General features: G+C 71.9%; 22 protein-coding genes and 3 pseudogenes. 14 read left to right on the top strand and 11 right to left on the bottom strand.

The window, feature by feature from the left end; genetic code table 11:
• The first annotated feature begins 290 nt into the window (after nt 1-290).
• Entirely contained in the window at nt 291-1421 is a 1131-nt protein-coding gene (locus tag ABD785_RS02785; RefSeq protein ID WP_425547717.1) for a globin domain-containing protein, read from the top strand.
• Here ABD785_RS02785 and ABD785_RS02790 read toward each other — a convergent pair.
• From ABD785_RS02790 to ABD785_RS02810, 5 genes are all read right to left on the bottom strand, one after another.
• The gene (locus tag ABD785_RS02790) at nt 1306-2397 is read right to left on the bottom strand and encodes an MBL fold metallo-hydrolase (RefSeq protein WP_344821722.1); all 1092 of its coding nucleotides are present in this window, start codon (nt 2395-2397) and stop codon (nt 1306-1308) included. The genes ABD785_RS02785 and ABD785_RS02790 overlap by 116 nt on opposite strands.
• A 49-nt stretch (nt 2398-2446) precedes the next feature.
• Nucleotides 2447-3169 (bottom strand): FAD-dependent thymidylate synthase, encoded by a 723-nt coding sequence (thyX, locus tag ABD785_RS02795; protein WP_344821724.1) that lies wholly within the window; start codon nt 3167-3169, stop codon nt 2447-2449.
• Between the two features lie 37 nt (nt 3170-3206).
• A complete protein-coding gene (locus tag ABD785_RS02800) occupies nt 3207-4001 on the bottom strand; it encodes a putative protein N(5)-glutamine methyltransferase (RefSeq protein ID WP_344821726.1) in 795 nt (264 codons plus the stop codon).
• A 188-nt stretch (nt 4002-4189) separates the two neighbouring features.
• Nucleotides 4190-4336 (bottom strand): GPGG-motif small membrane protein, encoded by a 147-nt coding sequence (locus tag ABD785_RS02805; RefSeq protein WP_344821728.1) that lies wholly within the window; start codon nt 4334-4336, stop codon nt 4190-4192.
• Nucleotides 4337-4404: 68 nt separating this feature from the next.
• The gene (locus ABD785_RS02810; protein ID WP_344821730.1) at nt 4405-6558 is read right to left on the bottom strand and encodes an anthranilate synthase component I; all 2154 of its coding nucleotides are present in this window, start codon (nt 6556-6558) and stop codon (nt 4405-4407) included.
• Between the two features lie 274 nt (nt 6559-6832).
• Between ABD785_RS02810 and ABD785_RS02815 the strand changes: the two genes are divergently transcribed.
• The 4 genes from ABD785_RS02815 (at nt 6833) to ABD785_RS02830 (ending at nt 9298) form a co-directional block, all read left to right on the top strand.
• Nucleotides 6833-7405, top strand: a complete 573-nt coding sequence (locus tag ABD785_RS02815) for a VOC family protein (RefSeq protein ID WP_344821732.1) — start codon at nt 6833-6835, stop codon at nt 7403-7405.
• The gene (locus tag ABD785_RS02820) at nt 7406-8050 is read left to right on the top strand and encodes a carboxymuconolactone decarboxylase family protein (RefSeq protein ID WP_344821734.1); all 645 of its coding nucleotides are present in this window, start codon (nt 7406-7408) and stop codon (nt 8048-8050) included.
• Nucleotides 8051-8121: 71 nt separating this feature from the next.
• Nucleotides 8122-8643 carry a hypothetical protein gene (locus ABD785_RS02825; protein WP_344821736.1) on the top strand — a complete coding sequence of 174 codons (522 nt, stop codon included), beginning with the start codon at nt 8122-8124 and terminating at the stop codon, nt 8641-8643.
• Nucleotides 8636-9298, top strand: a complete 663-nt coding sequence (locus tag ABD785_RS02830) for a class F sortase (RefSeq protein ID WP_344821738.1) — start codon at nt 8636-8638, stop codon at nt 9296-9298. The genes ABD785_RS02825 and ABD785_RS02830 overlap by 8 nt, the downstream gene beginning before the upstream one ends.
• Here the strand turns inward: ABD785_RS02830 and ABD785_RS02835 are convergent.
• Nucleotides 9258-9863, bottom strand: a complete 606-nt coding sequence (locus ABD785_RS02835) for a TetR family transcriptional regulator (protein ID WP_344821740.1) — start codon at nt 9861-9863, stop codon at nt 9258-9260. The genes ABD785_RS02830 and ABD785_RS02835 overlap by 41 nt on opposite strands.
• 51 nt (nt 9864-9914) lie before the next feature.
• Here ABD785_RS02835 and ABD785_RS02840 point away from each other — a divergent pair, with 51 nt between their 5' ends.
• The 4 genes and pseudogenes from ABD785_RS02840 to ABD785_RS02855 form a co-directional block, all read left to right on the top strand.
• Nucleotides 9915-10724 carry an Fpg/Nei family DNA glycosylase gene (locus ABD785_RS02840; RefSeq protein WP_344821742.1) on the top strand — a complete coding sequence of 270 codons (810 nt, stop codon included), beginning with the start codon at nt 9915-9917 and terminating at the stop codon, nt 10722-10724.
• A 10-nt stretch (nt 10725-10734) separates the two neighbouring features.
• A complete protein-coding gene (gene pgm / locus ABD785_RS02845) occupies nt 10735-12360 on the top strand; it encodes a phosphoglucomutase (alpha-D-glucose-1,6-bisphosphate-dependent) (RefSeq protein ID WP_344821744.1) in 1626 nt (541 codons plus the stop codon).
• 5 nt (nt 12361-12365) lie between these two features.
• Nucleotides 12366-12626 (top strand): annotated as a pseudogene (locus tag ABD785_RS41270) (transposase); the annotation flags it as partial.
• A gap of 107 nt (nt 12627-12733) precedes the next feature.
• Nucleotides 12734-12979, top strand: a pseudogene (locus ABD785_RS02855) (hypothetical protein); the annotation flags it as partial.
• A 344-nt stretch (nt 12980-13323) separates the two neighbouring features.
• Here ABD785_RS02855 and ABD785_RS02860 read toward each other — a convergent pair.
• The 4 genes and pseudogenes from ABD785_RS02860 to ABD785_RS02875 all read right to left on the bottom strand — a co-directional run.
• Nucleotides 13324-13992, bottom strand: a pseudogene (locus ABD785_RS02860) (aldo/keto reductase); the annotation flags it as partial.
• Nucleotides 13993-14292: 300 nt separating this feature from the next.
• Entirely contained in the window at nt 14293-16134 is a 1842-nt protein-coding gene (locus ABD785_RS02865; protein ID WP_344821748.1) for a SpoIIE family protein phosphatase, read from the bottom strand.
• A gap of 58 nt (nt 16135-16192) precedes the next feature.
• Entirely contained in the window at nt 16193-16897 is a 705-nt protein-coding gene (locus ABD785_RS02870) for a GAF and ANTAR domain-containing protein (RefSeq protein ID WP_344821750.1), read from the bottom strand.
• Nucleotides 16898-16945: 48 nt separating this feature from the next.
• Nucleotides 16946-18262, bottom strand: a complete 1317-nt coding sequence (locus ABD785_RS02875; protein ID WP_344821752.1) for an NAD(P)/FAD-dependent oxidoreductase — start codon at nt 18260-18262, stop codon at nt 16946-16948.
• A 99-nt stretch (nt 18263-18361) separates the two neighbouring features.
• Between ABD785_RS02875 and ABD785_RS02880 the strand changes: the two genes are divergently transcribed.
• Both ABD785_RS02880 and bluB read left to right on the top strand, forming a co-directional pair.
• A complete protein-coding gene (locus ABD785_RS02880) occupies nt 18362-18655 on the top strand; it encodes a GlsB/YeaQ/YmgE family stress response membrane protein (RefSeq protein WP_344821754.1) in 294 nt (97 codons plus the stop codon).
• 106 nt (nt 18656-18761) lie between these two features.
• Entirely contained in the window at nt 18762-20444 is a 1683-nt protein-coding gene (bluB, locus tag ABD785_RS02885; RefSeq protein WP_344821756.1) for a 5,6-dimethylbenzimidazole synthase, read from the top strand.
• Here the strand turns inward: bluB and ABD785_RS02890 are convergent.
• Nucleotides 20392-21627, bottom strand: a complete 1236-nt coding sequence (locus ABD785_RS02890) for a M20 metallopeptidase family protein (RefSeq protein ID WP_344821758.1) — start codon at nt 21625-21627, stop codon at nt 20392-20394. The genes bluB and ABD785_RS02890 overlap by 53 nt on opposite strands.
• Nucleotides 21628-21639: 12 nt before the next feature.
• Here ABD785_RS02890 and ABD785_RS02895 point away from each other — a divergent pair, with 12 nt between their 5' ends.
• The 3 genes from ABD785_RS02895 to ABD785_RS02905 form a co-directional block, all read left to right on the top strand.
• Nucleotides 21640-22980: a threonine/serine exporter family protein gene (locus tag ABD785_RS02895; protein WP_344821760.1), complete on the top strand. Its 1341-nt coding sequence runs from the start codon at nt 21640-21642 to the stop codon at nt 22978-22980.
• 40 nt (nt 22981-23020) lie between these two features.
• Entirely contained in the window at nt 23021-23995 is a 975-nt protein-coding gene (locus tag ABD785_RS02900) for an aldo/keto reductase (RefSeq protein WP_344821762.1), read from the top strand.
• Nucleotides 23996-24085: 90 nt separating this feature from the next.
• Nucleotides 24086-24879, top strand: a 794-nt coding sequence (locus tag ABD785_RS02905) for a serine/threonine-protein kinase (protein ID WP_344821764.1), incomplete at its 3' end; no start/stop codon positions are given.

The following is a 24879-nucleotide window of genomic DNA, read 5'->3' on the forward strand; positions in this document are numbered from 1 at the left end:
TTGGCGCGAACCGGTTGAGGTTGTCTACCTCGGATGTAACACTCCGAGCTAAGCGAGATGCACCGCGAGTACCGGGATCGGGCCGCTGTGGGGGGTGGGCGGGAACGGTGTTCGGCAGCGCATTCGAAACCTGATTCGCCAGGGGGGCGGATTGACACATGTCCTTGAATCCCCGCATCGTCAAAGAGAGTTTTGCGCTTATAGAACCGCACACGGAGAGGGCTTCCGCATATTTCTACGGACGGCTTTTCGCGGAGAGCCCGAGACTTCGCGCCCTGTTCCCGCCGGCGATGGACCTCCAGCGCGACCGGCTGTTCAGGGCGCTCACGACGGTCGTCTGGAGCCTCGACAGCCCTGACGCACTCGCGTCCTACCTGAGCCAGCTGGGCCGCGACCACCGGAAGTACGGCGTCTTCGACGAGCACTACGCGGCCGTGGGGGGCGCGCTGCTCGCGACGATCCGGAAGTTCCTCGGCGACGCCTGGAACGCCGAGGTGGAGGAGGCGTGGACGGCCGCCTACACCGCGGCGGCCGGGATGATGACGAGCGCCGCCCACGCCGACGCCGAGATCTCGCCGCCCTGGTGGATCGCTGAGGTCGTCGACCACGAGCGGCGGACCCCCGACGTCGCGGTGCTGACCGTCCGGCCGGGCCAGCCGCTGCCCTACACCGCCGGCCAGCACGTGACCGTGCAGACCTCGCGCTGGCCGCGGGTCTGGCGCCCGTACTCGATCGCCAACGCCCCGCGTGAGGACGGCCTGCTGCGGTTCCACGTCCGGGCGACCCCCGGCGGCTGGGTGAGCGGTTCGCTCGTCCGGCACACCGAGGTCGGCCACTCGGTCCTGCTCGGTCCCGCGCTGGGGACCATGGGCCTGGACCCCGATTCCGACCGCGACATCCTCTGCGTGGCCGGCGGCACCGGGCTCGCGCCGCTCAAGGCCATCATCGAGCAGGTCATCTCGATGCGGCAGCGGCGCCACATCCATCTGGTCGTGGGCGCGCGGACCCGGCGCGACCTCTACGACCTGGACGACCTCCGCCTGCTGGAGTCCACCTACCCCTGGCTGCGGGTGATCCCCGTCGTCTCGGAGGAGCCCGACTTCGAGGGCGTCCAGGGGATGGTCTCGGAGGTTCTCGGCAGGCTCCGCGACTGGAGCGACCACGACGCCTACGTCGCCGGACCCACCGGGATGATCGCCGAGACCGTCTCCCGGCTGGGCCGCCTCGGGGTTCCGCCCGACCGGGTGCACCATGACGCGCTCCACGCCGAGCTGCGGCGGGGCTGCCCGCACAACCCCGGATACATCAACGCGGGACCGGTCGAGCACTCCCCTGCGCAGCCGGACCCGGAACCCACCGGACCGGTCCCCGCCGCGCGCCACCATCGTGTTTCGCGACCCGTCCGGCGGCCTCCAGCATGACCAGGTGGGCGAGCGTCTCCAGCATGGCGGTCCTGCGCATGAACGGCTGGATCTGCTCCCACGGCCTCGACCAGGTCAGCCGGGTGGCCAGCTCCCACGCCGTCGGGCCCTCGGCGGCCCGCCCGACCGCGCCCTCGATCTCCGTCAGGCGCTCCTCGTGGTGGTCCAGCAGCTCCGCGACCCGGGCGTCCAGGCCGGCGAACCTGTACTCATGGGCCGGCAGCACCTCCTCGACCCGCAGGCCGCGCACCTTCTCCAGGGAGGCGAAGAAGTCGCCGAGCGCGTCGCCCGGCTGCTGCGGGTGCACCACGACCGCCGGGCTGATCCTCGGCAGCACGTGGTCCCCCGACAGCAGCAGCCCGCCCCGCACGTCGTGGAAGCAGACGTGGCCGGGTGAGTGCCCCGGCGTCCAGACCGTCCGCAGCTCCCATCCCGGGACGGGCGCGAGCTTCCCATCCTCGAGGATCACCTCGGGCTCGGTGTGGCGCACCAGCGGCAGGATCGACTTCGAGGCGTCCGCGAGCTGCCCCGCGTCCTCCTCCGGCACCCCGTGCTCGCGCATCTGCCGCCGGATGGCCTCGATCAGGCCCGTGTAGTCCCGGTACCGGTCGCGCAGCAGCCGGGCGTCGGCGCTGTGCAACGCCACCCAGGCCCCTGACGCCTCCCGCACCCGCCCGGCGAGCCCGTAGTGGTCGGGATGCAGATGCGTGACCAGCACCCCGAGCACATCGGTGATCGCGTAGCCGGCGACCGCGAGGCCGTCGTTCAGGGCCGCCCAGGCCTCCGCGGTGTCCCACCCGGCGTCGACCAGCACGACCCCGCCCGGCGCCTCGAGCACGTAGACGAGCACGTAGCGCAGGGGATTGTCCGGCAGCGGGACGGGCACCGACCACAGGCCGTCCCTGACCCGCTCCACCGGCGGCAGCACCTTGTCCAGCCACGCCTGCTTCTGAACGACCCCGGTCACCTCGATCATCCGAACCCCCAAGACTAGAATGAGATTCGGTAATTCTGGCATAGGAGGCTCAGGGCGAGACGCGGCCGTTGGCGACGAACGCCGCGTGGGTCAGCGGCATGAGCTCCGCCCAGGCCGCCTCGAGCTTCTCGGCGACCATCTCGATCTCGCGCTGCGGGAACGACGGGACGGCCGCGTCCTCGTTCTTCGTGCGCAGCGACAGGAAGTGCATCAGCGCACGGGAGTTGCAGGTGGCGTACATGGAGGAGAACAGCCCGACCGGCAGGACGGCCCGGGCCACCTCGCGGGCGACCCCGGCCTCCAGCATCTCCAGGTAGGAGGCGTAGGACTGCCGGTAGGACTGCTCCATCGACTCGGTGACCAGCTTGTGCTGCTCGGGCGTGCCCGGCAGGAAGTTGTACTGGCCGGGCCGCCCCTCCTGCACGAGGTTCCGGTCGGTGCCCGGCACGTAGAAGACCGGCTCCAGCTGCCGGTAGCGGCCGCTCTCCTCGTTGTAGCTCCACACGCGGTGCCGGTGGAACTCGCGGAAGACGAAGATCGGGGCGCTGACGAAGAAGGTCATCGAGTTGTGCTCGAAGGGGCTGCCGTGCCGGTCGCGCATCAGGTAGTTGATGAGGCCCTTGGAGCGCTCGGGATCCTTCTGGAGCTCGTCCAGGGACTGCTCCCCCGCCGTCGAGACCCGGGCGGCCCACAGGACGTCGCGGTCCGAGGCGTTGTGCTTGACCAGTTCGACGGTGACGTCGCTGCGGAACCGCGGTTCGGTCTCGGTCACGTGGTTTCCCCCTGAGATCGGTGCTGGATTGCGGGTCCTAGGAAACCAGCTGGGAACGCGGATCGCGACCCGGGCGCGTGCCGACGACGATGGTGGCGCCGAGGGCCTCGTCCTCCATGATCCGCGAGGTCAGGCCGTTTCCGGCGAAGAAGGCCGCGGTCACGGGGGCCTGGGCGAGGCTGGTCTCGACCAGGAGATGACCGCCGGGGGCCAGCCACACCGGGGCCTCGGCGGCGACCCTGCGCTGGAGGTCGAGGCCGTCGGGGCCGCCGTCGAGGGCGGAGCGCGGTTCGTGGTCGCGGGCCTCGGGCGGCAGGAAGGGGATCTCACCCGTCGGCACGTAGGGCGTGTTCGCGATGAGGGTGGCCAGGCGTCCCCTCAGCGAGGCCGGGAGCGGGGCGAAGAGGTCGCCGGTGTGGATCGTGGCGCCGGGGAGGTTGCCGCGGGCGCAGGCCGTGGCGGCGGGGTCGAGGTCGCAGGCGTGGACCTCCAGCCCGGGGACGGCCGCGGCGAGGGCCACGGCCACCGCGCCCGAGCCGCAGCACAGGTCGAGGACCGTCGCGCCGGGGGGCGTCAGGGAGATGGCCGTCGCGGCGAGGAACTCGGTGCGCCTGCGGGGGACGAAGACGCCGGGTGCGAGCGCGATGCGGTGGCCGAGAAAGCCGGCCCAGCCCAGGACCTGCTCCAGCGGGTGCCCGCCGGCCCTGCGGGCGACCATCGCGGTCAGGGCGGCGGGAGAGCCCGCGGCGGCGATGAGGAGATCGGCCTCGTCCTCGGCGAAGACGCAGCCGGCTGCGCGCAGGGTCGTGGTGATGGTGGCGTGGGTGAGCATGGAAAGCCTTCCGGAAGATCAGAAGGGGCTCTCGGGTCGCCTACGCGGGGAGCGACCGGTTCGAGGAGAGCGCCCGGAACCGTACAGCGGTGATGGGACTCGCCTCCTTCCGGCCGTCGTCGATGATCAGGATAGAGCAATCGACGCCGCCCGCGCCTGGGTGGCGGGGCGGCGCCGAGTCGGGGATGTCAATGGAAGATGCTGACGCCACCGGGGCCGACCAGGAGGCCGACGACGATGAGGACGATGCCCCAGAGCAGGTCCCGGCGGGCCAGGATGGTGTAGATACCGGCGATCACGAGGACCACCGCGATGAGCCAGAGAATGGTGTACATGTCGAACCGGATGCCCGGCACATCAGGGGTTTAACTCGCCATTTACCCCAAAGTGCCTAATCCGCCGGTCAGCGCCTTGCCAGCCGCAGGATATTGGTGACGATCCGGTGTCCGTGGCCGCCCTTCGCCGTGAGGATCGACTCGGGGTGGAACTGGACGGCCCATCGCCTGCGCTCGGGGTCCTCGATGGCCATCGCCACACCGTCCTCGGTGACGGCCGTGATCGTGAAGCCGTTGTCGCCCAGCAGCTCCCGGGTGGTGTGCAGGGAGTGGTAGCGCGCCGCGGTGAAGGTCTCGGGCAGGCCCGCCAGGACCTCGCCGCCGCTCGTGGTGACCTGGCCCGGCTTGCCGTGCTGCGGGTAGGACAGCGTGGCCAGCTCGCCGCCCGCGTGCTCCACCATCGCCTGGAGACCCAGGCAGACGCCGAACGCGGCGGTCTCCCTGATGTCGAGCGCCTTGAGCAGCGAGGTCGTGTCGAAGTCCGCAGGACGGCCGGGGCCAGGCGACAGGACCACGAGGTCGGGGCGGAGCTCGTCGAGGACCGTCTCGGGGAAGCCGAAGCGCAGCGTGGTGACCTCGGCGCCCTGCTGGCGGAAGTAGTCGGCGAGGGTGTTGACGAAGGAGTCCTGATGGTCGACGACCAGGACCTTCATGCCCGCGCCCACCATCTCGGGCTCCGGCTCGGGGACGGCCGGCGGAGCGGTGGACTGCGAGGAGGACAGGGCCTCCAGCAGGGCGCGCGCCTTGAGGAGCGTCTCGCTCTCCTCGGCGTCGGGGTCGCTGTCGTACAGGAGGGTCGCGCCCGCCCGGACGGCCGCGACGCCGTCGGAGATCTGCGCGGTGCGCAGGGTGAGACCGGTGTTCATCGAGCCGTCGAAGCCGACGTAGCCGACGGCCCCGCCGTACCAGCGGCGCGGGGTCTCCTCGTGGTCCTCGATGAACTGCATCGCCCAGGTCTTGGGCGCGCCGGTGACGGTCACGGCCCACATGTGGGTGAGGAAGGCGTCGAGGGCGTCCATGCCGGGGCGCAGCCGCCCCTCGATGTGGTCGACGGTGTGGATCAGGCGGGAGTACATCTCGATCTGCCGGCGTCCGATGACCTTGACGGTCCCGGGGACGCAGACCCGCGACTTGTCGTTGCGGTCGACGTCGGTGCACATGGTCAGCTCCGACTCCTCCTTGAGGGAGGTGAGGAGCGTGCGGATGTTCTCGGCGTCCTCGAGGGGGTCGCCGCCGCGCTTGATCGTGCCGGAGATCGGGCAGGTCTCGACGCGGTCGCCGGTCACCCGGACGAACATCTCCGGTGACGCCCCGACCAGGTACTCACCGTCGCCGAGGTTGAAGAAGAACTCGTACGGCGCGGGGTTGGTGTCGCGCAGCCGGTCGAAGAAGCGGGCGGGCGACGCGCACGGCCCGTACATCACGTGGCCCGGCACGACCTCGAACAGGTCGCCGCGGACGAACTTCTCCTTGGCCTTGTGGACCACCTCGGCGTACCGTCCGGGCACGGGCTGGGCGGGGACCTCGCGCGGCACCGGCACCGGGGTCGGCTCGGTCGCCCGCGGCAGCCCCTCGGTGGAGGCGCCGTCGACGGCGAACTCGTAGGTGAAACGGGTGGAGGACTCGCGCTTGCGGTCGATGACCAGGACCTCGTCGGCCAGGTGCAGCACGAGGTCGCGCTGGTCGTCCTCGCGCGGGATGGCCAGCCTGATCGGCTCGAACTGGAACGACAGGTCGTAGCCGAACGCCCCGTACAGGCCGAGATGGGGATCGGCGTCCTCGGGCGAGGCGGGCTTGAACAGGCCGGCGACGGCCCGCAGCGCGGTGAAGACGGTGGGCTGGCGGCTGCGGTCCTCCTCGGCGAAGACGGCCTCGCCCTGCGGGACGAGGACCACGATCCGGCCGGGCTCGTCGGCCCTGACCTCACCGGTCCCCCGCATCACCGCGGCGACCGCGGGCAGCAGCACCAGGCCGCGCCCGTTCAGCGCCCTGGCCTCGATCCGCCGGCCCCGCGCGACCAGCTCGATGGCCGGGTCGACGTAGCCCATCGCCCAGCGGCTGTACCGGCCCGGATACTCCATGCCCGAGCTGAGCACCCCGCCGCGGCGCGTTTCGACGGCCGTGACGAGCCTGGCCAGGAGCTCGGCCTCGCTCTCGGCGGCGACGGCCGTGGCGGTGCGGGTGACGGTGATGCCGCCCGCCGTCTGGTACTGCGTGTCCACCCTGATCTCCTTCGGCCCACATGGTTCGTCGCTCAGAGCGGAAACGCGAAACGACCGCCCCGAGGACGGTCGCTGGTCAGATCACATGCTGAACCCGCGCCGCCTCAGCGACGCCACCACCACTGGGCGTTCGTACGAATTCGCATGATGGCGACAGGTTAACCGTTCGCCGCGGGTAACGCCAAGCAACCTGCGGCGCCGTAAGGGTTCCGTTAGATACCGAAACACGACAAGATGGGATGAAAGCGATCACTTACTCTCCGAGGTGAAGGCCGTGGAAAGGATCAACAGCGAGTTCGAGCTGCGCGGCGTCAACCACCTGGCGCTCGTCTGCTCCGACATGGCACGGACGGTCGACTTCTACCAGGGCGTGCTCGGCATGCCGCTGATCAAGACGATCGAGCTGCCCATGGGCTGGGGCCAGCACTTCTTCTTCGACGCGGGAGGGGGCAACGCGCTCGCCTTCTTCTGGTTCCCCGATGCCCCCGAGGCGGTGCCGGGCGTCAGCGCCCCGAAGGAACTGCCCGAGCGCGGAGAGCTGGTGTCGGCGGTGGGCTCGATGAACCACATCGCCTTCGACATAGCCCCGGAGAAGATCGAGGAGTACCGCGACAAGCTCGTCGCCAAGGGCGTCGAGGTCGGCATGATCCTCAACCACGACGACAGCGAGTTCGGCGTCGCCCGCGACTGGGTCTCCGAGGAGAACAGGCGCGGCGTCTTCGTGCGCTCGCTGTACTTCAAGGACCCCGACGGGATCCTGGTCGAGTTCGCGGGCTGGACCCGCGAGCTGGACCGGCCCGAGGACGTCCGCCACACCCCCAAGACCGCCGCCGATAGGACGATCTAAGTGCCCCGTCTCCGCCAGGTCCGCCGCAAGGAAACCCAGGACAAACTCGTCAGGTTCTTCTACGACAAGCTGTTCGGCGAGGACGTCGACCCCGTCGACTCGCCCGGCACGGCCACCGGCTCCCCCGGTACCTGGTGGACCGTCTTCGCGCTCGACCCGAAGATCTTCAAGCACTGCGTGCAGGGCTTCCAGGTCTACCGCGAGACCTCGGTCGACCCGGTGCTGCGCGAGCTCGGCCAGATCAGGGCCGGGTGGGCGCGCGGCAGCCAGTTCGTCTACTCCCAGCACTGCAAGCAGATGCGGGCGCTGGGCGTGCCGGAGGAGAAGATCGAGGCCGTCGCGAGCTGGGAGGTGGCGGACTGCTTCAGCGAGGTCGAGCGCGCCGTCCTCGCCTACACCGACGCCCTGGTCCTGGGCGGCGGCCGGGTCCATGACGGAGTCTTCGCGGCCCTGAAGAAGCATCTGCCGGACGAGCAGATCCTCGAACTGACCTACACGACGTGCCTGTACGAGATGCACGCGACGATGTCCAAGGCGCTGCGCGTCGAGTTCGACGACCGCGACGATCCGATCGTCGAGGTGGCCGCGCCCGAGGGCTACGGCGCCCGCGACATCGCGGCCGACATCACCGGTGGTCAAGGGTAGCTAAAGTCAGGAGTCACGCTCCGTAGCCGGGGAATGACCCGAAGCAGTCCCGTCGGATTGCGGAGGTGTTCATGCGCGGCGTTGCCCTGATCATGGCGGTCGGAGGGGTTCTCCTCGCGACGGCCGGTCCCGCACTGGCGGACGGCGGTCTGGAGGTGAACCCCAGCACGGCCTACCGTGGGCAGACCATCGGCATCTCGACCGGCGACAACTGCCGGGACAACGACGGCACCGCGACGGTCTACAGCAAGGCCTTCGGCAAGGTCCAGACGACCGTGCGGGAGGGCGAGGCGGACGTCTCGGTCACGATCCGGTCCAACGTCGAGTACGACGTGTACTCGATCACCCTGACCTGCCATCCGTCCAACCGCAAGATCAGCGGCGCGGTGACCGTCAAGAAGGCGACGCCCAAGCGCTGCTGGCAGGACAGCTACGGCAAGTGGCACGGCAAGTGCTACCACCGCGGCCCCGAGACCGGCTTCGGCGGATCGCTGACCGACGGCCCGACGCCCATGGCGCTGGCCGGGTTCGGGCTGCTCGGCACCGCCTCGATCGTCGCCGCCACGGCGTGGATGCGCCGCGGCCGTGTCTAGGACGCTGCTCGTCGCGGGCGGCCTCGCGGTCGTCGGCCTCGCGGCGGTCTCACGCGGCTGGGAGCACAAGGAGCCGCCCAAGTACCGGGTCTTCGGCGGCCCCGAGGCCATCTGGAACATCCCCGACGGCCGCTCGATGGGGTCGTCGGCGCCGGTCAGGCTGCGGATCCCGACCGCGGGCGTCAACGCCAGGATCGGTGAGATCGGTGAGAACGCCGACGGCGGCATCGCCGTGCCCGCGGCGGCGAAGGCCCGCGAGGCCGCCTGGTTCCGCAGCAGCCCGACCCCCGGAACCCGGGGGTCGTCGATCATCGTCGGCCACTACGACGACGACAAGGGCGGCGCGGTCTTCTACAACGCCTACAAGATCAAGAAGAACGACAAGGTCATGGTCGACCGGGCCGACGGCACCGTGGCGACCTTCGCCGTCGACGCCATGGAGCAGATCAACAAGTCCATGTTCCCGACCCGCCGGGTCTACGGCCGGGTCGGCTACGCCGGGCTCCGCCTGATCACCTGCGGCGGCAAGTTCAACAAGGACCGCCGCCACTTCAGCGACAACGTCATCGTCTACGCCCACCTCACACCGAGGGCGGGCACGGCCGGGAAGCCGGTCAGGTCGACACCGCACCCGCCGCGGCCGGCAGGCCGCTGAGCAGCAGGTCGGTCAGGCTCTCCACCACGGTCTCGCGCGGGACGTCCTGGTTGTCGAGCCACCAGTCACCGGCGTTCTGGACCATCCCGACGATGGCGTGCCCCCACACCTGGCCGCGCGCCTCGTCGTGGAGCCGCCCCTCGTCGATCATCAGCGCGGCGATCTCCTTGCCCAGACCGTGGATCATCGTGCCCATGGCGCTGTGCGTCGCGGTGTCCTCCGCGCTGGCCCGGTGCATGAGGAACCGGTAGAGGTTCAGGTTGGCCGAGATCGTCGCCAGGTAGGTGTCGATGCTGCCGTACACCCTGCCGCGGATGCTCCCCTCGGCCTGGAACCGCTCCCTGATGACCTTGGCGAGCTTCCGGGTGTGGCGCTCCGCGAGCGTCTGGTAGAGCCCGCTCTTGTCGCCGAAGTGCCGGTAGAGGATCGGCTTGCTGACCCCGGCCTCGGCGGCGATCTCCGCCATCGACGCCCCCGGGCCCTCCCTGAGGATCACCGCGTCGGCGGCCTCGAGCAGCGCGCGGCGACGGTCGGGGTCCCTCTGGTGGGTCCGGGTCTCGTTCACACCGACCACCGTACGGCCACCGGCTTCCGGCGGCGGCGGTAGGGTCGTCCCGTGCCCGAAGGTCATGTCATCCATCGTCTCGCGCGGGAGTACGACCGGGCCTTCGGCGGCCGTCCGGTCGCCGCCTCCAGCCCGCAGGGCCGGTTCGCCGAGGGTGCCGCCCTGATCGACGGCCAGCCCGTGACGGGCCACGACGCCCACGGCAAGCACCTCTTCCTCGCCTTCCCCGCCGGATGGCTGCACGTCCATCTCGGCCTGTACGGGGGCGTGTGGTGGGGCGTGCCGCCGGTGCCCGCCCCGGTCGGCCAGATCCGGCTGCGGCTGGCGAACGCCGGGCACTACGCCGACCTGCGCGGGCCGACCACGTGCGAGCTCCTGTCCGAGGGCGAGAAGGCCCTGATCCACGCCCGCCTCGGCCCCGATCCGCTGCGGCCGGGCGCCGACGGCGACCTCGCCTGGAAGCGGATCTCCCGCAGCAGGACCTCGATCGCGGCCCTGCTGATGGACCAGAAGGTGCTGGCCGGGGTCGGGAACGTCTACCGGGCCGAGGTCCTGTTCCGGCACGGCATCGACCCGCGGCTGCCCGGCACGGCCCTGACCGAGCTCGAGTGGAAGGCCGTCTGGAGCGACCTGATCGACCTGATGGCCGAGGGCGTCCGGCTGGGGCGGATCGACACCGTCCGGCCCGAGCACACCCCCGAGGCCATGGGACGCCCGCCGCGCGACGACGACCACGGCGGCGAGGTCTACGTCTACCGCCGGGCCGGAATGCCGTGTTTGGTCTGCGGCTCAGAGGTAAGGACGGAGTCCCTGGTGGCCCGGAACCTGTTCTGGTGCCCGGAGTGCCAGGCCCCTCGATAGGATCAAGTACATGCTTCATGAGCGTGCCGGCCAGCCCGCGCGGCCTTCCGACCTCGTCGACGTCGCCCGTCTCGTGACGGCCTACTACGCGCTGGTGCCCGATCCCGAGGACGTGGCCCAGCGGGTGGCGTTCGGGACCTCGGGGCACCGCGGGTCGGCGCTGAAGTCCTCCTTCAACGAGGCGCACATCCTGGCCACGACCCAGGCGATCTGCGAGTACCGCGCGGGCCAGGGCACCGACGGGCCGCTCTACCTGGGGGCCGACACCCACGCGCTGTCCGAGCCCGCCCGGGTCACCGCGCTGGAGGTCTGCGTCGCCAACGACGTGACCGTCCGCCTCCAGGACGGCTACACCCCGACCCCGGCGGTCTCGCACGCGATCCTGGCCTTCAACAAGGACCGCACCGATCATCTGGCGGACGGCATCGTCGTGACGCCGTCGCACAACCCGCCCGGCGACGGCGGCTTCAAGTACAACCCGCCGCACGGCGGCCCCGCCGACACCGACGCCACCCGGTGGATCCAGGACCGCGCCAACGCGATCATCGCGGGCGGCCTGCGCGAGGTGAAGCGGATCCCCTACGAGCGGGCGCTGGCCTCGGCCGAACGGTACGACTTCCTCGGCACCTACGTGGCCGACCTGCCGAACGTCCTCGACATCGACGCCATCCGCGAGGCGGGCGTCCGGATCGGCGCCGACCCCCTGGGCGGGGCCAGCCTCGAGTACTGGGGCGCGATCGCCGAGCGCCACCGCCTCGACCTGACGGTCGTCAACCCGGTCGCCGACCCCACCTGGCGGTTCATGACCCTCGACTGGGACGGCAAGATCCGGATGGACTGCTCGTCGCCGCACGCGATGGCCTCGCTGATCGCCAGGCGGAGCGCCTTCGACGTGTCCACCGGCAACGACGCCGACTCCGACCGGCACGGCATCGTCACCCCCGACGCCGGGCTGATGAACCCCAACCACTACCTGGCCACGGCCATCTCCTACCTGTACGCCAACCGTCCCGGCTGGCCCGGTCTCGCGGGGGTCGGCAAGACCCTGGTGAGCAGCAGCATGATCGACCGGGTGGCCGACGGGCTCGGCCGCGAACTGGTCGAGGTCCCGGTCGGGTTCAAGTGGTTCGTTCCCGGCCTGCTCGACGGGGCGCTCGGCTTCGGCGGCGAGGAGAGCGCGGGAGCCTCCTTCCTGCGCCGCGACGGCTCGGTCTGGACGACCGACAAGGACGGCATCATCCTCGCCCTCCTGGCCGCCGAGATCATCGCGGTCACCGGGGACTCCCCCAGCGTCCGGTACGCCGGGCTGACCGAGCGCTACGGAGCGCCCAGCTACGCCCGGGTCGACGCCGCCGCGACACGGGAGCAGAAGGCCGTCCTCGGCGCCCTCTCCCCCGAGCAGGTCACGGCCAAGGAGCTGGCGGGCGAGCCGATCACCGCGATCCTCACCGAGGCCCCCGGCAACCACGCCGCGATCGGCGGCCTCAAGGTCACCACCGAGAACGCCTGGTTCGCCGCCCGTCCCTCGGGCACCGAGGACGTCTACAAGATCTACGCCGAGTCCTTCCTCGGCGACCAGCACCTCGCCCAGGTCCAGGAGGAGGCCAGGGCCGTCGTCTCCGCGGCCCTCGGCTGAGGCCCGTGTTCGGCACCGCCGCCGCCGATCTGTGCGCACCGCTGTTCGCCCTGCTGCCGCGCAGTGACCAGCGCAGGGCGGCGGCGCTCTACGTCCAGGGGCTCCTCGAGGTCGAGGGCCGCCGGTCGATCCGGAACATCGCCGCGCTGACCGGCGGCTCGGCGGTGGAGCAGAGCCTGCACCACTTCGTGGCCAAGTCCACCTGGGACTGGCGGCCGCTGATGAAGGCGCTGGCGCGGCGGGTGGAGAGCGAGCTCGGGCCGTCCGCCCTGGTGCTGGCGCCGATGGTCGTCGAGAAGGAGGGCGACCAGTCGGTGGGGGTCGTCTCCGACGTCGTCCCGTGCCTGGACGGGGCCTCAACCACCAGCACGCGATGTCTCTGTGGACGGCCGACGGCACCCGCGGCTTCCCCATCGGCTGGCGGCTCGCCCTGCCAGACCGGTGGGAGGACGATCCGGAGCTGCGCCGCAAGGTCGGGGTGCCCGGCCATCTCGGCCGGGAGAGCATCACCGACTGCGCGATCGCCCTCGTCGAGGAGGCCCGTCCCGAACGGCCCGTCGTCGCCTCCGCGCCCCATCTCGACGTTCCCGTCCTGCTCGGCGCGCTCGCCCGCCGGGGGATCCCGTTCTTGGTCAGGGCGGGCGGCGGCCTCCGGGTCCACCCCACGGGCGAGACCGCGGCCCGGTTCGGCTCCGGGCCCCGCCCGGCCGAGCGGCTCGCCGCCCTGCTGCGTGGGCTGAGCCGTCCGGCCGGTGGCGTTCCGGTGCTGCGGATCCCCGTCCTCCTGGGCCCGCTCCCCATGGATCTCCTGACGATCTGGGCGGACCCCGGCGCGCCGCCGCAGGTGTGGCTCACCGACCTCGCCGCCGGCCGCGCCGATCTCGTTTCGCTGGCCGGGTATCCGGCGGAGCGGCGCAGCAGCCAGGCCAGCGCGGTCTGCGCCGGGGTGGCTCCGAGCTCCGCCGCGACCTCCGCGAGCGCTCCCCCGGCCCTGGCGTGCTCACCTGTGGCGATGGGGAAGAACGGCATGAACGCGATCCCGGCGGCGTCGGCCGCGTCCAGGACGGGCTCGTGGTGGCGGGCCGACAGGTTGTACAGGTTCTGCACGGCGCTGATCGGAGCGACCTCCCGGGCCCTGGCCAGGTCCGCCTCGGTCGCCTCCGACAGCCCGATGTGCCGCACCTTCCCCTCGGCCCGCAGCTGCTCCAGGGCGCCGATCTGGTCCTCGAGCGGGACGGCCGGATCGATGCGGTGCAGCAGGAACAGGTCGATCCGGTCGAGGCGCAGCCGGCGGAGACTGAGCTCGGCCTGCTGGCGCAGGTACTCGGGACGGCCGAGCGGGATCCATTCGGCCGCCGACGGTCCCGGCCTGGCCACTCCCGCCTTGGTGACGATCACGAGGTCGCCGGCGTACGGGTGGAGCGCCTCGGCGATCAGCTCCTCGTTGGCGCCGAGCGCGTAGGCGTCGGCGGTGTCGATCAGGTTGACGCCGAGGTCCACGGCCCGGCGCAGCAGCGCGATCGCCCGGTCCCGGTCCGCGGGGCCCCGCCAGACCTCCCCGTCGCCCAGGCGCATCGCGCCGAAGCCGATCCGGTTGACCTTGAGGTCGCCGCCGATGGTGAGAACGCTCATCTTCTTGCCCTTCGTCCTGGGGAGGTCGCGATCACACGGTCCCTCAGGGCGGCGGAAGGCGACAGCGCGGCGACGGCACCTCGTCACCTCCGCCGGACTATGTCAGGTCTGACGGCTCTGTCAGGCCGGGCGGGAGCTAGGGGCTGTTTCAAAGTCGGCGCCCGTGGCGAGCGGCGTCCAGGTGCGTGCCTCGCGGGGGCGGAGGAGGGAGTCGACCTGGTTGGGTCGGCGACCGACGACAACCTCGCGAGGTGCGTGCCTGGGCGCCGCGCAGTAGGGCAGTTGACTTTGAAACAGCCCCTAGTCGAGGGTCTGGGGCAGGACGCGGAGGGCGAGCATCGAGACGTCGTCGCCCATGTCGTCGCCGCAGAAGTCCAGGAGGGCGCGCTCGATGGCGGCGAGGAGTTCGGGGAGGGGGGCGGTGGCCTGGCCGGCGAGGACCTCCATGAGCCGTTCCTCGCCGAAGCGCTGGCGCATGTCGTCGCAGGCGTCGAGGACGCCGTCGGAGTGGAGCAGGAGGGTGTCGCCCTCCTCGAGGAGCACCGACTCGGCCGCGGGTTCGAAGTCCTCGAACAGGCCGAGCGGGACGCCGCCGCCCTCGGTGGTGCGGACCATGCCGTCGGCCTTGATCACGATGATCGGCGGATGACCCGCCGTGGCCACCCGGAGCTCGTTGGCCTCGGTCAGCACCGCGTAAACCCCGGTGACGTACCGCTCCTCTTCGAGAAGGGTCTCGTTGATCATGCTGAGGACCTCGCCGGGCTCGGCCTTCCAGCGGCCGAGCTGCCGGATCCCGTGCCGGGCCGCCGCCGTGACGGCCGCGGCCTCCTCGCCCTTGCCGCAGACGTCGCCGAGCACGAGGCCCCAGCCGTCCTTGGCCTTGAACACGTCGTAGAAGTCGCCGCCGACCTCGACGCCCCGCGTGGCCGCCACGTACTTGGCGGCGACCCTGGCGCCGGGCACCTCGGGCAGCGCCCGGGGCAGCAGGCTGGTCTGGAGGGCCTGGTTGACCTCCGCGCTGCGCCGGTACATCCGGGCGGCGCGGATCACCAGCGCGAGATGCCGGGCGACGCGCTGGACGACGCCCAGGTCGGTGAGGTCGAAGTAGCCCGAGTCCGCCCCGGACGCCAGGGTGATCACGCCCAGGCAGTTCTGGCCGTCCTCGATCGGCACGCACAGCACGGAGGTCGCCCCGAGCATCGCGCAGACCGAGATCCCCTCGGCGGTCTTGCCCAGCAGGCTCAGGTCCTCGACGTGCGGGTGGAGCGTCGACTGCCGGCTCTGATGGACCTCACGGGCCACCGGGCCCGGCTCCAGCCCCTCGACGAGATGGGCCACGGGACGGTCGGCGGGCGGCCCGAACGCCACCTGGCGGCGGAGCTCCGTCCCGTCGAGGACGTCCACGAACGCCCAGTCGGCCAGCTCGTTGGCCAGCAGCCGGGCGCAGCGCCGGACCGCGACGGCCTCGTTGAACACCGGCTCGTCCAGCAGGAGCTCGGTGGCCATGGCCAGGACGTCCATCCGGTGCAGGACGGCCGCGACGGCGGCGTCGCCCTCCTCGGTGTAGCCCGGCACCGGCAGCTTGCCGCCCTTGGGCAGCGCGGCGGCCACGACCAGGGCGTCCATGCCGTCCTTGGCCTCGGCCGAGACCAGGGTCACCACGGCGTCGACCGGCTTCTTGCCCGACAGGAACCGCACCTCGACCTCGGCGCGCTCACCGGTCCTGACCACGGCGGCCAGCTGGGAGCGGAGCGCGGCCCTGGTCTTCAGGTCGCAGAACACCGAGAAGGGACGGCCCGCGACGTACCCCGAGGAGGTGCCCAGGAGCTGGGCCGCCTGGGCGTTGACCCGCCGGACGTCGCCCTCCCTGTCGAGCAGGAACAGCGGAACCGGGGCCGCCTGGAACAGGGTCCGCAGGACGCGGCGCTCCTCGTCGGAGGCGACGCCGCCGTCACCCGTCGCCCGGCCGCCGCCCAGCAGGCGCAGCGAGGTGAGCGCGAGATCGAGCTCGAGGAGCGCGGCGTCGAGCGTGGCCTTGAGGTCGGTCGCGGGCACCGCGGCGGCCTGGCGCAGCTCGCCGATCCGGGTCTCGAGCTCGATGATCTCACGCAGGACGGAATCCTGCGCGGACGGTTCTGGCAATACGGGCTCCGGTGGTGCGTCGGCTGTTCTGCGGGTCTTACGGGGGGACTGCCCGGAGCTAATCAGACGCCGGTGTCTGTCCCGCAACGATACGCCGGGCCAGGACGGTGAGCTTCACGTGCCGGGTCTGGGAGATCCGGCGCAGTTCCTGGAACGCCCGGTCGGCGTCGTAGCCGAAACGGTTCATCAGGATGCCCTTGGCCTGGTCGACGATCGCCCTTGACTCTACTGCGTTCTGCAACTGGACGACGGTCCTCTGGACGCCGCCGTAGTGCTCGGTGTTGGCGATCGCGGTGCCGCCGATCGCCGCCAGCAGGGCGCCCATCGAGGTCTCCGCCGGGTCGAGGACGCCCGGCTGGACGGCGTAGAGCGTCAGGGTGATGATCGTGTCGTCGCGCTCGTAGACCGTGGTGTGGAACGACCGGACCCCCCGCCGGAGCATCGCGGCGCAGTAGCGCGGCCAGCGGGTCTCGGTGAGCGTGTCCTCCGAGCGGACGGTCCTGCGGGTGCGGACGGCGTCCAGCAGCGGGCCCTCGGCGTGGTCGAGCTGGACGTCGATGAGCTCGGCCAGCTCGGGATGGCTCGCGGCGCGCTGCTCGGTGTCCAGATGGCCGTCGAGGCTCCAGCGGGAGCAGGTGGCTCCGGCGCAGCCGGGGACCGCGCGGGCCGACAGCTCGGTGAGCCGCCGCAGCGCGCGGGCCGTCGACCACTCGCGTACCAGGCCGAGCCGGACGACCTCGACCGCGATCTCATCGGAAAGCACGGGGTCCACGGTATCCGCGGTACCCGCTCCCCCGAACCTATTCGCCGATCATGAGGCTTTTCTCTGACCCGTGGCGAGTTCGAACTCCTCGTAGGGATGCTGGAGGGCGCCCAGAGCGACGAGATCGCGCCGGAAGAACAGCGCGAGGGTCCAGTCAAGGGCGACCCTGACCTTGCGGTTGAAGGTCGGCACCCGCGACAGGTGGTAGGTCCGGTGCATCAGCCAGGCGGGCAGCCCGCGCAGCTTGACCCCGTAGATCTGGGCGACGCCCTTGTGCAGCCCCAGGCTGGCCACGGAGCCCGCGTAGGCGTGCTTGTAGGGCTTCAGCCCCTTGCCGTGGAGGGCGGCGTGCACATTGCCGGCCAGGGTGCTCGCCTGCCGGACGGCGTGCTGGGCGTTGGGCGCGGTGAACTCGCCCGGCTTGGTGAGATCGGGCACGGCGGCGTTGTCCCCCGCCGCGAAGACCAGAGGGTGGCCCTCGACGGTCAGCTCGGCGGTCGCCTTGAGGCGGCCCTTGTCGTCCAGGGGGAGATCGGTCTTCTGGAGCAGGGGGTGGGGCTTGACGCCCGCGGTCCAGACGAGGGTGGCGGCGTCGAAGGACTCGCCGTTGCTCAGCACGATGTGGCACTTCTCGGCGGATTCGAGCCGGGTGTTCAGGTAGACCTCGATGCCGCGCTCGCGCAGCCGTTCCACGGTGTAGACGCCCAGTTCGGGGCCCACCTCGGGCAGGATCTTCTCCGTGGCCTCGACCATGACCCAGCGGGGCTTGTCCGTCAGCTCCGGATAGAGCTTGAGGGCGTCCTTGGTCATGTCCTCCATCTCGGCGAGCGCCTCGACGCCCGCGAAACCGCCGCCGACGACCACGAAGGTCAGGGAGCGCCGCCGCTCCTCGGGATCAAGGGTGGCCGCGGCCCGGTCGAGATGGCCGAGCACCTGGTTGCGCAGCAGAATGGCCTCTTCGACGGTCTTGAACCCCACCCCGTGCTCGGCCAGGCCCGGGATCGGCAGGGTCCGGGAGATCGAGCCGACGGCCACCACGAGGACCTCGTAGGAGATCTCGCGGAACTCCGTGGCCGTCACCTGGACCGTGGCCGTCTTCGCGGCCTGTTCGATGCCGGTCACCCGGCCGGTGATCACCTCGCAGCGCTTCAGGACCTTCCGCAGCGGCACGACCACGTGGCGGGGCTCCAGGTTCCCGGCCGCGGCCTCCGGCAGGAACGGCTGGTAGGTCATGTAGGACTCGGGTTCGACCACTGTGATCTTGTATTCACCGCGCTTGAGCGGGCCTCTGAGCTTCCGCTGGAGCTTCAGGGCCGTATAGAGACCGACATATCCGCCGCCAACGATCAAAATGCGCTTCGTCATGTACGGAACGGTGCCCAGCCCCACCGGATCCATGTTCATGATGTTTAGTTCCCGTACATCGGGCACATCCGAGACGACTTGAGAGGGGTGGTCGTCGCAATGACACTCGCAACCGTCGTCTGGTTCATCCTCATCGGCGCCGTGATCGGCGTCCTCGCCCGGCTGATCGTTCCCGGCCGCAACCCCATCGGCGTGATCATGACCGTCCTGGTCGGCATCGCCGGTGCCCTGCTCGGCGGGTTCATCGCCGACGCCATGGGCTCCGGAAGGGCCGTGGCGTTCGTTTTCGCGCTGATCATCGCCGCGGTCGGTGTGGCGGTGCTCACGGGCGTGCAGCCGCGGACCGCCTCGGGCCGCACCACGACCCGACGCAGGCGCGGCCGGTTCTTCTGAACCGTCCTCCCTGAGGATCCGTCTCCCCTGAGGGGCCCGGTGCCGCGCGGTGCGCCGGGCCCTCACGCCTGTCCGGTCCGTACCCCGGTGGGCTTATGTTCGTATGGTGTCGCCTCTCAGCAGCCCCTATCCCCGGCCGGTCCCCCTGATCGGGGACGCCTCGGCCGCCGCTGAACGGGCGGCCGACCCGGCCGCGTGGGCCTTCCCCGGCCCCGCCCGCGAGGCCTTCTACGACGTCGTCGGGGCCCGGCGCGACATCCGCCGCTTCCGCCCCGACCCGGTACCGCCCGAGACCCTCGAGCGGGTCCTGGCCGCCGCGCACGCCGCCCCGTCCGTCGGGCACAGCCAGCCGTGGCGGTTCCTCGTCGTCCGGGACGCCGCCCGGCGCGACGCCGCGGCGCTGATGGCCGAGCGGGAGAAGCTGGCCCAGGCCGACCTGATGGACGAGGAGTCCGGCCGCCAGCTCCGCGATCTCAGCCTGGAGGGGATCCGGGCCGCCCCGCTGGGCGTGGTGGTCTGCTGCGACCGCAGGACCCCGGCGACCGGGGTGCTGGGCCGGGCCACCTTCCCCGACGCCGATCTCTGGTCGTGCGCGTGCGCCATCCAGAACCTGTGGCTGGCGGCCCGGGCGGAGGGACTCGGCCTGGGCTGGGTCACCCTGTTCCGGCCCGAGGAGCTGGCCGCCCTGCTCGGCCTGCCCGACGGGGTGGTGACCCTCGGCTGGCTCTGCCTGGGCTGGCCCGACGAGCGGCCGCCCGAGCCCGGCCTCCAGCGGCGCGGCTGGTCCCGGCGGGCCCCGCTCAGCGAGGTCGTCTTCACCGACTCCTGGCCGGGGAGCGCCCCTCCCCCGCCGCCCTCACGGCTGGCGGCCCCCGACCAGCGGGCCGTGGTGACCGCCCGCGACTCCGGTGACGACCTGCTGACCGTCCCGACCTCGCTCGGGGTCCTGGACACCGTGCTGGACCGGATCCTCGCCGTCCGGCCCGAGGGGGCGGCCGGAGGCACCCTGGTGCTGGCCGCCGCCGCGCACCCGGTCACCCGGCACGGCGTCTCGGCCTACCCGCCCTCGGTCACCGGGGACGTCCTGGCCGCCGCCCGCGAGGGGACCTCCCAGTCGGCGACGGCCGCCCGCGCCGCGGGGCTGGACCTCCACGCGGTCGACACCGGCACCGGCGACGGCGACCTGCTCACCCGCGACGCCCTGACGCCCGCCTCCGCCGCCGCCCTCGTGGAGCGCGGCCGGGCGACGGGCCTCGGCCTGGCCCCGGCGGGCCTGGTGGCCCTCGGCGAGGTCGGCATCGGCAACACCACCCCGGCCGCGGCCCTGGCCGCCGCCCTCCTGGGCCTGCCCGCCGCCGACACCGTGGGCCTCGGCGCGGGCGCGGACTCGGCGATGCTCGACCGCAAGCGCGAGGTCGTCGAGGCCGCCCTGGCCCGGCTGGACGGCCGGGCCGATCCCCTCGCGGTCTGCGGGGGGCCCGAGTTCGCCTTCCTGGCCGGGGTGGTCCTCGGCACCGCCGAGGCCGGCGGGATCGTGGTCCTGGACGGCCTGGCCACGTCGGTGGCGGCGCTGGCGGCCGTCCGGCGCTCGCCCGGGGTGGTCGCCCATCTGGTCGCCGGTCAGCGCAGCCGCGAGCGCGCCCACGGGCTCGTCCTGCGCGAACTGGGCCTGGAACCGCTGCTGGACCTGCGGTTGCGGGCCGGTGAGGGGGTCGGGGCGTGCCTGGCGGCCGGCCTCATCCTGGACGGGCTGCGGATGCGGCGGGAGACCGCGCGGACATCCGCCTGAGCGCCAGGGCCGTGTAGAGGGCGGCGCCGTCGGCGATGACGTCCTCGTCGTAGGCCACGTCGGCGCTGTGGTTGGCGGGGGCCGTCAGCGGGTCCCTGCCGGGCGGGCAGCCGCCGATCGCCGCCAGGGCGCCGGGCACGTCTCCCAGCACGTAGGAGAAGTCCTCCGACCCCGGATAGGGCCTGGCCAGGGTCTCGAACCGGCCGTCGCCCAGGGTCCGCTCGACGGTCTCGCCGAGCAGGGCGGCCTCCGCCGGGTCGTTCTCCGTGACGGGGTAGCCGGGGGCGATCCTCGCGTCGACCGTCAGGTGGTGGGCGGCGGCGATGTTCTCCAGCAGATGGACCACGCCCGCCGTCGCCCTGGCCCTGGCCCGCGGGGAGAAGCTCCGGATCGTCGCCTCGAAGCGGGCCTCGGCCGGGATGACGTTGACGGCCGTCCCTGCGTTGAAGCGCCCGACGGTCACGACCACCGGATCGAAGACGTCGAAGGAGCGGGTGACGAAGGTCTGCAGGGCGGTCACCATCTCGCAGGCCGCCGGCACGGGATCGAGGGCGTGGTGGGGCATCGAGCCATGGCCGCCCCGCCCGCGGACGGTCACCGAGAGGGAATCCGAGGCCGCCAGCATCGGCCCGCCCCTGGTCGTCACCCGGCCCGCGGGGAGCAGCGAGCCGAACACGTGGAGGGCGTAGGCGGCGACCGGGCGGCGCCCCGCGGCGTCCAGGACCCCCTCGGCCAGCATCAGCCGGGCCCCGTGGTCCTGCTCCTCGCCCGGCTGGAACATGAACACGACCGTCCCGGGCAGATCGCGGGCGCTCAGCAGCCGGGCCGCGCCCACGAGCATCGCGGTGTGCAGATCGTGCCCGCAGGCGTGCATGATCCCGTGGAAGCGGGAGGCGAAGGGGATCTCGGCCGTCTCGGTGACCGGAAGGGCGTCCATGTCCGCGCGCAGGAGCACGACCGGTCCCGGACCGCCCTCCAGGACGGCCACGACCGAGCTCAGCGCCCTGCCGGTGGTGATCCGCAGGGGCAGGCCCTCCAGGGCGGCGAGGACCTTCTCCTGCGTCCTGGGGAGCGCCAGCCCGATCTCGGGTTCGGCGTGGAGATCACGTCGCAGCGCGATGAGCTCGTCCGGGTACGGACTAAAATCGGGCGTTCCAAAAGCTGATTCCGACCAGTATTTCATTACGGAGTGTTCTTGTCGCGGCACAATGTGCATGGTCAAGGTCCCGCCTCGCGGGCGCAACCGGCACCGGCGGGTAACCTGCGAAAGTTCCGCGGCAGGACGACCGAGGCGGACGTCGCCCAGATCCTGCTGGTCGCCTCGCGTGCCGGGGAGATGCTGTTGCGCAGCGGCGCGTCGGCCGCCGACACCGTCGCGACCACCCGCAGGATCACCGAGGCGCTGGGCCTGCGCGACTGCCTCGTCGACGTGACCCTCACGGCCCTGTACCTCTCCCACCGCAGCGGGCCCAGGTCCGCGCCGATGACCGAACTGCGGATCATCCGGGGCGCCTCGGTCTCCTACGACCGGATCCAGCGGGTGCACGGCTTCCTGGACGACGTCGAGGCCGGCCGGGTCCCGCTCGGGTCCGCGCTGCGCAGGCTCGACGACCTCGACCGCGAGGGCCCGCTCTACCCCGCCTGGACCGAGACCGTCGCGTGGGCGGCCCTCTCGGGATTCTTCACCGTGATCCTGCGCGGCGGCTGGGTCGTCTTCGTCGCGGCCTGCCTCGCCGCCGCCGTGGTCGACCGGGCCAACCGGTGGCTGTCGGCCCGCGGGGTCCCGGTCTTCCACCGGGCCGTCCTCAGCGGGGCCGCGGCCACGGCCATGGCGACCGGGCTGTTCCTGGCCGGGGTGACCGGCCAGGCGGCCCTGATCGTCGCGGGGGGCATCGCGGTGATGCTGCCGGGGCTCGCCTTCACCGGCGGCGTCCAGGACGCCATCGAGGGCTACCTCGTGACGGCCGCCGCCCGCACCTTCGACGCCGCACTCGTCACCGCCGCCCTGGTGGCGGGGGTCGGCGCGGTGCTCTACCCGGCCGTCCGGATGGGGCTGCGGGTCCCCCAGGTCCAGCCGGGCGGGCTCGACCTCGGCGGCTGGTCCCAGCTCCCGCTCCAGCTCGCCGCCGCCGGGATGGTCTGCGCCTGCCTGGCCCTGTGCTTCCAGGCCAGGGCCTCGGGCCTGGTCACCGCGTTCGGCTCCGGGGCGCTCGGCTGGGGCCTGTTCCTCGTGCTCTGGCAGCACCTGGACGTCCCCATGACGATCGCGGCGGCGCTGGCCTCGGTCGTCATCGGGATCTACGCCCGCCTCCTCGACCGGTTCGCCGGTCTCCCCGGCCCCCTGACGGTCGTCGCCGGGATCGCGCCGATGGCCCCCGGCTACGTGATCTACCAGGGGATGCTGCACCTCAGCCACGGCGACACCGCTCCGGGCGTCCAGGCCATCGGCCAGGCCGTCACCGTCGGCCTGGCCCTCGCGGCGGGCGTCACCTTCGGCCAGATGACCGCTGGACTGGGAGTGCGCTCCAAGATCTAGGCTGGTCCCGCGAGTCCGACCGATATCTGGGGGTTCAGTCATGCACAAGGTCACGCTGGGAAGCCAGGGCCTCACCGTTTCCGCTCAGGGCCTCGGCTGTATGGGGATGAGCCAGTCCTACGGGCCGGCGGATGACACGACCTCGATCGCCACGCTGCACCGGGCGATCGAGCTGGGGGTGACACTGCTGGACACCGCCGACATCTACGGGGCGACCGGGATCTACGGGTTCGGGGCGAACGAGAAGCTGCTCGGGTACGCGCTCGACGGCCGGCGCGACGAGGTGCAGATCGCCACGAAGTGCGGCATCCAGGACATCAACCCGGAGCAGAGCTCGAAGTTCACCCTCGGCGCCGCCCCCGCCTATGTGAAGCAGGCCTGCGAGGCCTCGCTGAAGCGGCTGCGGACCGACCACATCGACCTCTATTACCTGCACCGGGTCGACCCGGCCACCCCGATCGAGGACACGATCGGGGCCATGGCCGAGCTGGTGGCCGAGGGCAAGGTCCGCTACCTGGGCGTCTCGGAGACCACCGCCGAGCAGCTCGAGCGGGCCCACGCGGTGCACCCGATCAGCGCGATCCAGTCGGAGTACTCGCTGTGGACGCGCGGCATCGAGGACGAGGTGCTGCCCGCCGCGCGCCGCCTCGGCATCGGGATCGTGCCGTTCTCCCCGCTCGGCCGGGGCTTCCTGACCGGATCGCTCGGCGCGGACGCCACCTTCGGCAAGGGCGACTTCCGGGCGAGCAACCCGCGCTTCAGGGCCGAGAACGCCGACGCCAACCAGTCGCTGGTCGAGGTGATCCGCGAGGTCGCCGCCGCCCACGAGGTCCTCCCCGGCCAGGTCGCCCTCGCCTGGGTCCACTCGCGCGGCGACGACATCGTCCCGATCCCCGGCACCAAGCGCAGCACCTACCTGGAGCAGAACGCCGCCGCGGCGGAGCTCAAGCTCACCGGGGACGACCTGGCCCGCCTCGCCACCCTCGCCGACGCGGTCTCCGGGGCACGCTACTGATCGATTTCCGATAACCGTCGGGTCACGGGTCCAACCGGAGGCCTTACGAGCGCGTCGAACCGGGCAGAGTGAACGGGAAGGAGCCGTCGCATGCCTGAGGTCGCACCGCTGCAGCCAGGAGATCCCGCCTCGATCGGCGGGTACCGGCTGACGGGCCGCCTGGGCGAGGGCGGCCAGGGGGTGGTGTACCTCGGTACGGGCCCGAACCTCGAGACGGTGGCCGTCAAGCTGCTGAGCGCCCATCTCGACGGGATGGCGCGGCAGCGCTTCGTCCGCGAGGCGGCGGCCACCAAGCGGGTCGCCCGGTTCTGCACCGTGCAGGTCCTCGACGCCGACCTCGAGGGCGACCGGCCCTACATCGTCAGCGAGTACATCCCGGGGCCGTCGCTCGCCGAGTACGTGACGGCCGACGGGGTGATGAGCGGCGGAGCGCTGGAACGCCTGGCCATCGGCACCCTGACGGCCCTCGCGGCGATCCACACCGCCGGGGTCGTCCACCGGGACTTCAAGCCGCACAACGTGATCCTCGGCCCGGACGGCCCCCGGGTGATCGACTTCGGGATCGCCAAGGCCCTCGACACGGCCGCCTCCAGCACCGTGCCGAGCGGAGTGATCGGTACCCCTGCCTACATGGCCCCCGAGCAGATCAGGGGGATGGCGCTCGGCACCCCCGCCGACGTCTGGGCCTGGGCGTCGACGATCGTGTTCGCCGCGACGGGCGTGCCGCCCTTCGGCACCGACAGCATCCCCACCGTGGTCGGCCGGATCCTGCACGCCGATCCGAACCTCGGCTCGCTCGCCGCGCCCGTCCGCGACCAGGTCGCGGACGCCCTCGGCAAGGGGCCCGCGCAGCGGCCGTCCCCGCACGACCTGCTCATGCCGCT

Source organism: Actinocorallia longicatena (genome assembly GCF_039534125.1).
Taxonomy (GTDB): Bacteria; Actinomycetota; Actinomycetes; order Streptosporangiales; family Streptosporangiaceae; genus Actinocorallia; species Actinocorallia longicatena.

Excerpts from the sequence above, each read along its gene's own strand:
- ABD785_RS02805 (WP_344821728.1), bottom strand. The coding sequence starts at position 4,336 with ATGTACACCATTCTCTGGCTCATCGCGGTGGTCCTCGTGATCGCCGGT.
- ABD785_RS02790 (WP_344821722.1), bottom strand. The coding sequence starts at position 2,397 with ATGATCGAGGTGACCGGGGTCGTTCAGAAGCAGGCGTGGCTGGACAAG.
- ABD785_RS02825 (WP_344821736.1), top strand. The coding sequence starts at position 8,122 with ATGCGCGGCGTTGCCCTGATCATGGCGGTCGGAGGGGTTCTCCTCGCG.
- ABD785_RS02785 (WP_425547717.1), top strand. The coding sequence starts at position 291 with ATGGACCTCCAGCGCGACCGGCTGTTCAGGGCGCTCACGACGGTCGTC.
- ABD785_RS02800 (WP_344821726.1), bottom strand. The coding sequence starts at position 4,001 with ATGCTCACCCACGCCACCATCACCACGACCCTGCGCGCAGCCGGCTGC.
- ABD785_RS02880 (WP_344821754.1), top strand. The coding sequence starts at position 18,362 with ATGACACTCGCAACCGTCGTCTGGTTCATCCTCATCGGCGCCGTGATC.
- ABD785_RS02875 (WP_344821752.1), bottom strand. The coding sequence starts at position 18,262 with ATGACGAAGCGCATTTTGATCGTTGGCGGCGGATATGTCGGTCTCTAT.
- pgm (WP_344821744.1), top strand. The coding sequence starts at position 10,735 with ATGCTTCATGAGCGTGCCGGCCAGCCCGCGCGGCCTTCCGACCTCGTC.
- ABD785_RS02900 (WP_344821762.1), top strand. The coding sequence starts at position 23,021 with ATGCACAAGGTCACGCTGGGAAGCCAGGGCCTCACCGTTTCCGCTCAG.
- ABD785_RS02890 (WP_344821758.1), bottom strand. The coding sequence starts at position 21,627 with ATGAAATACTGGTCGGAATCAGCTTTTGGAACGCCCGATTTTAGTCCG.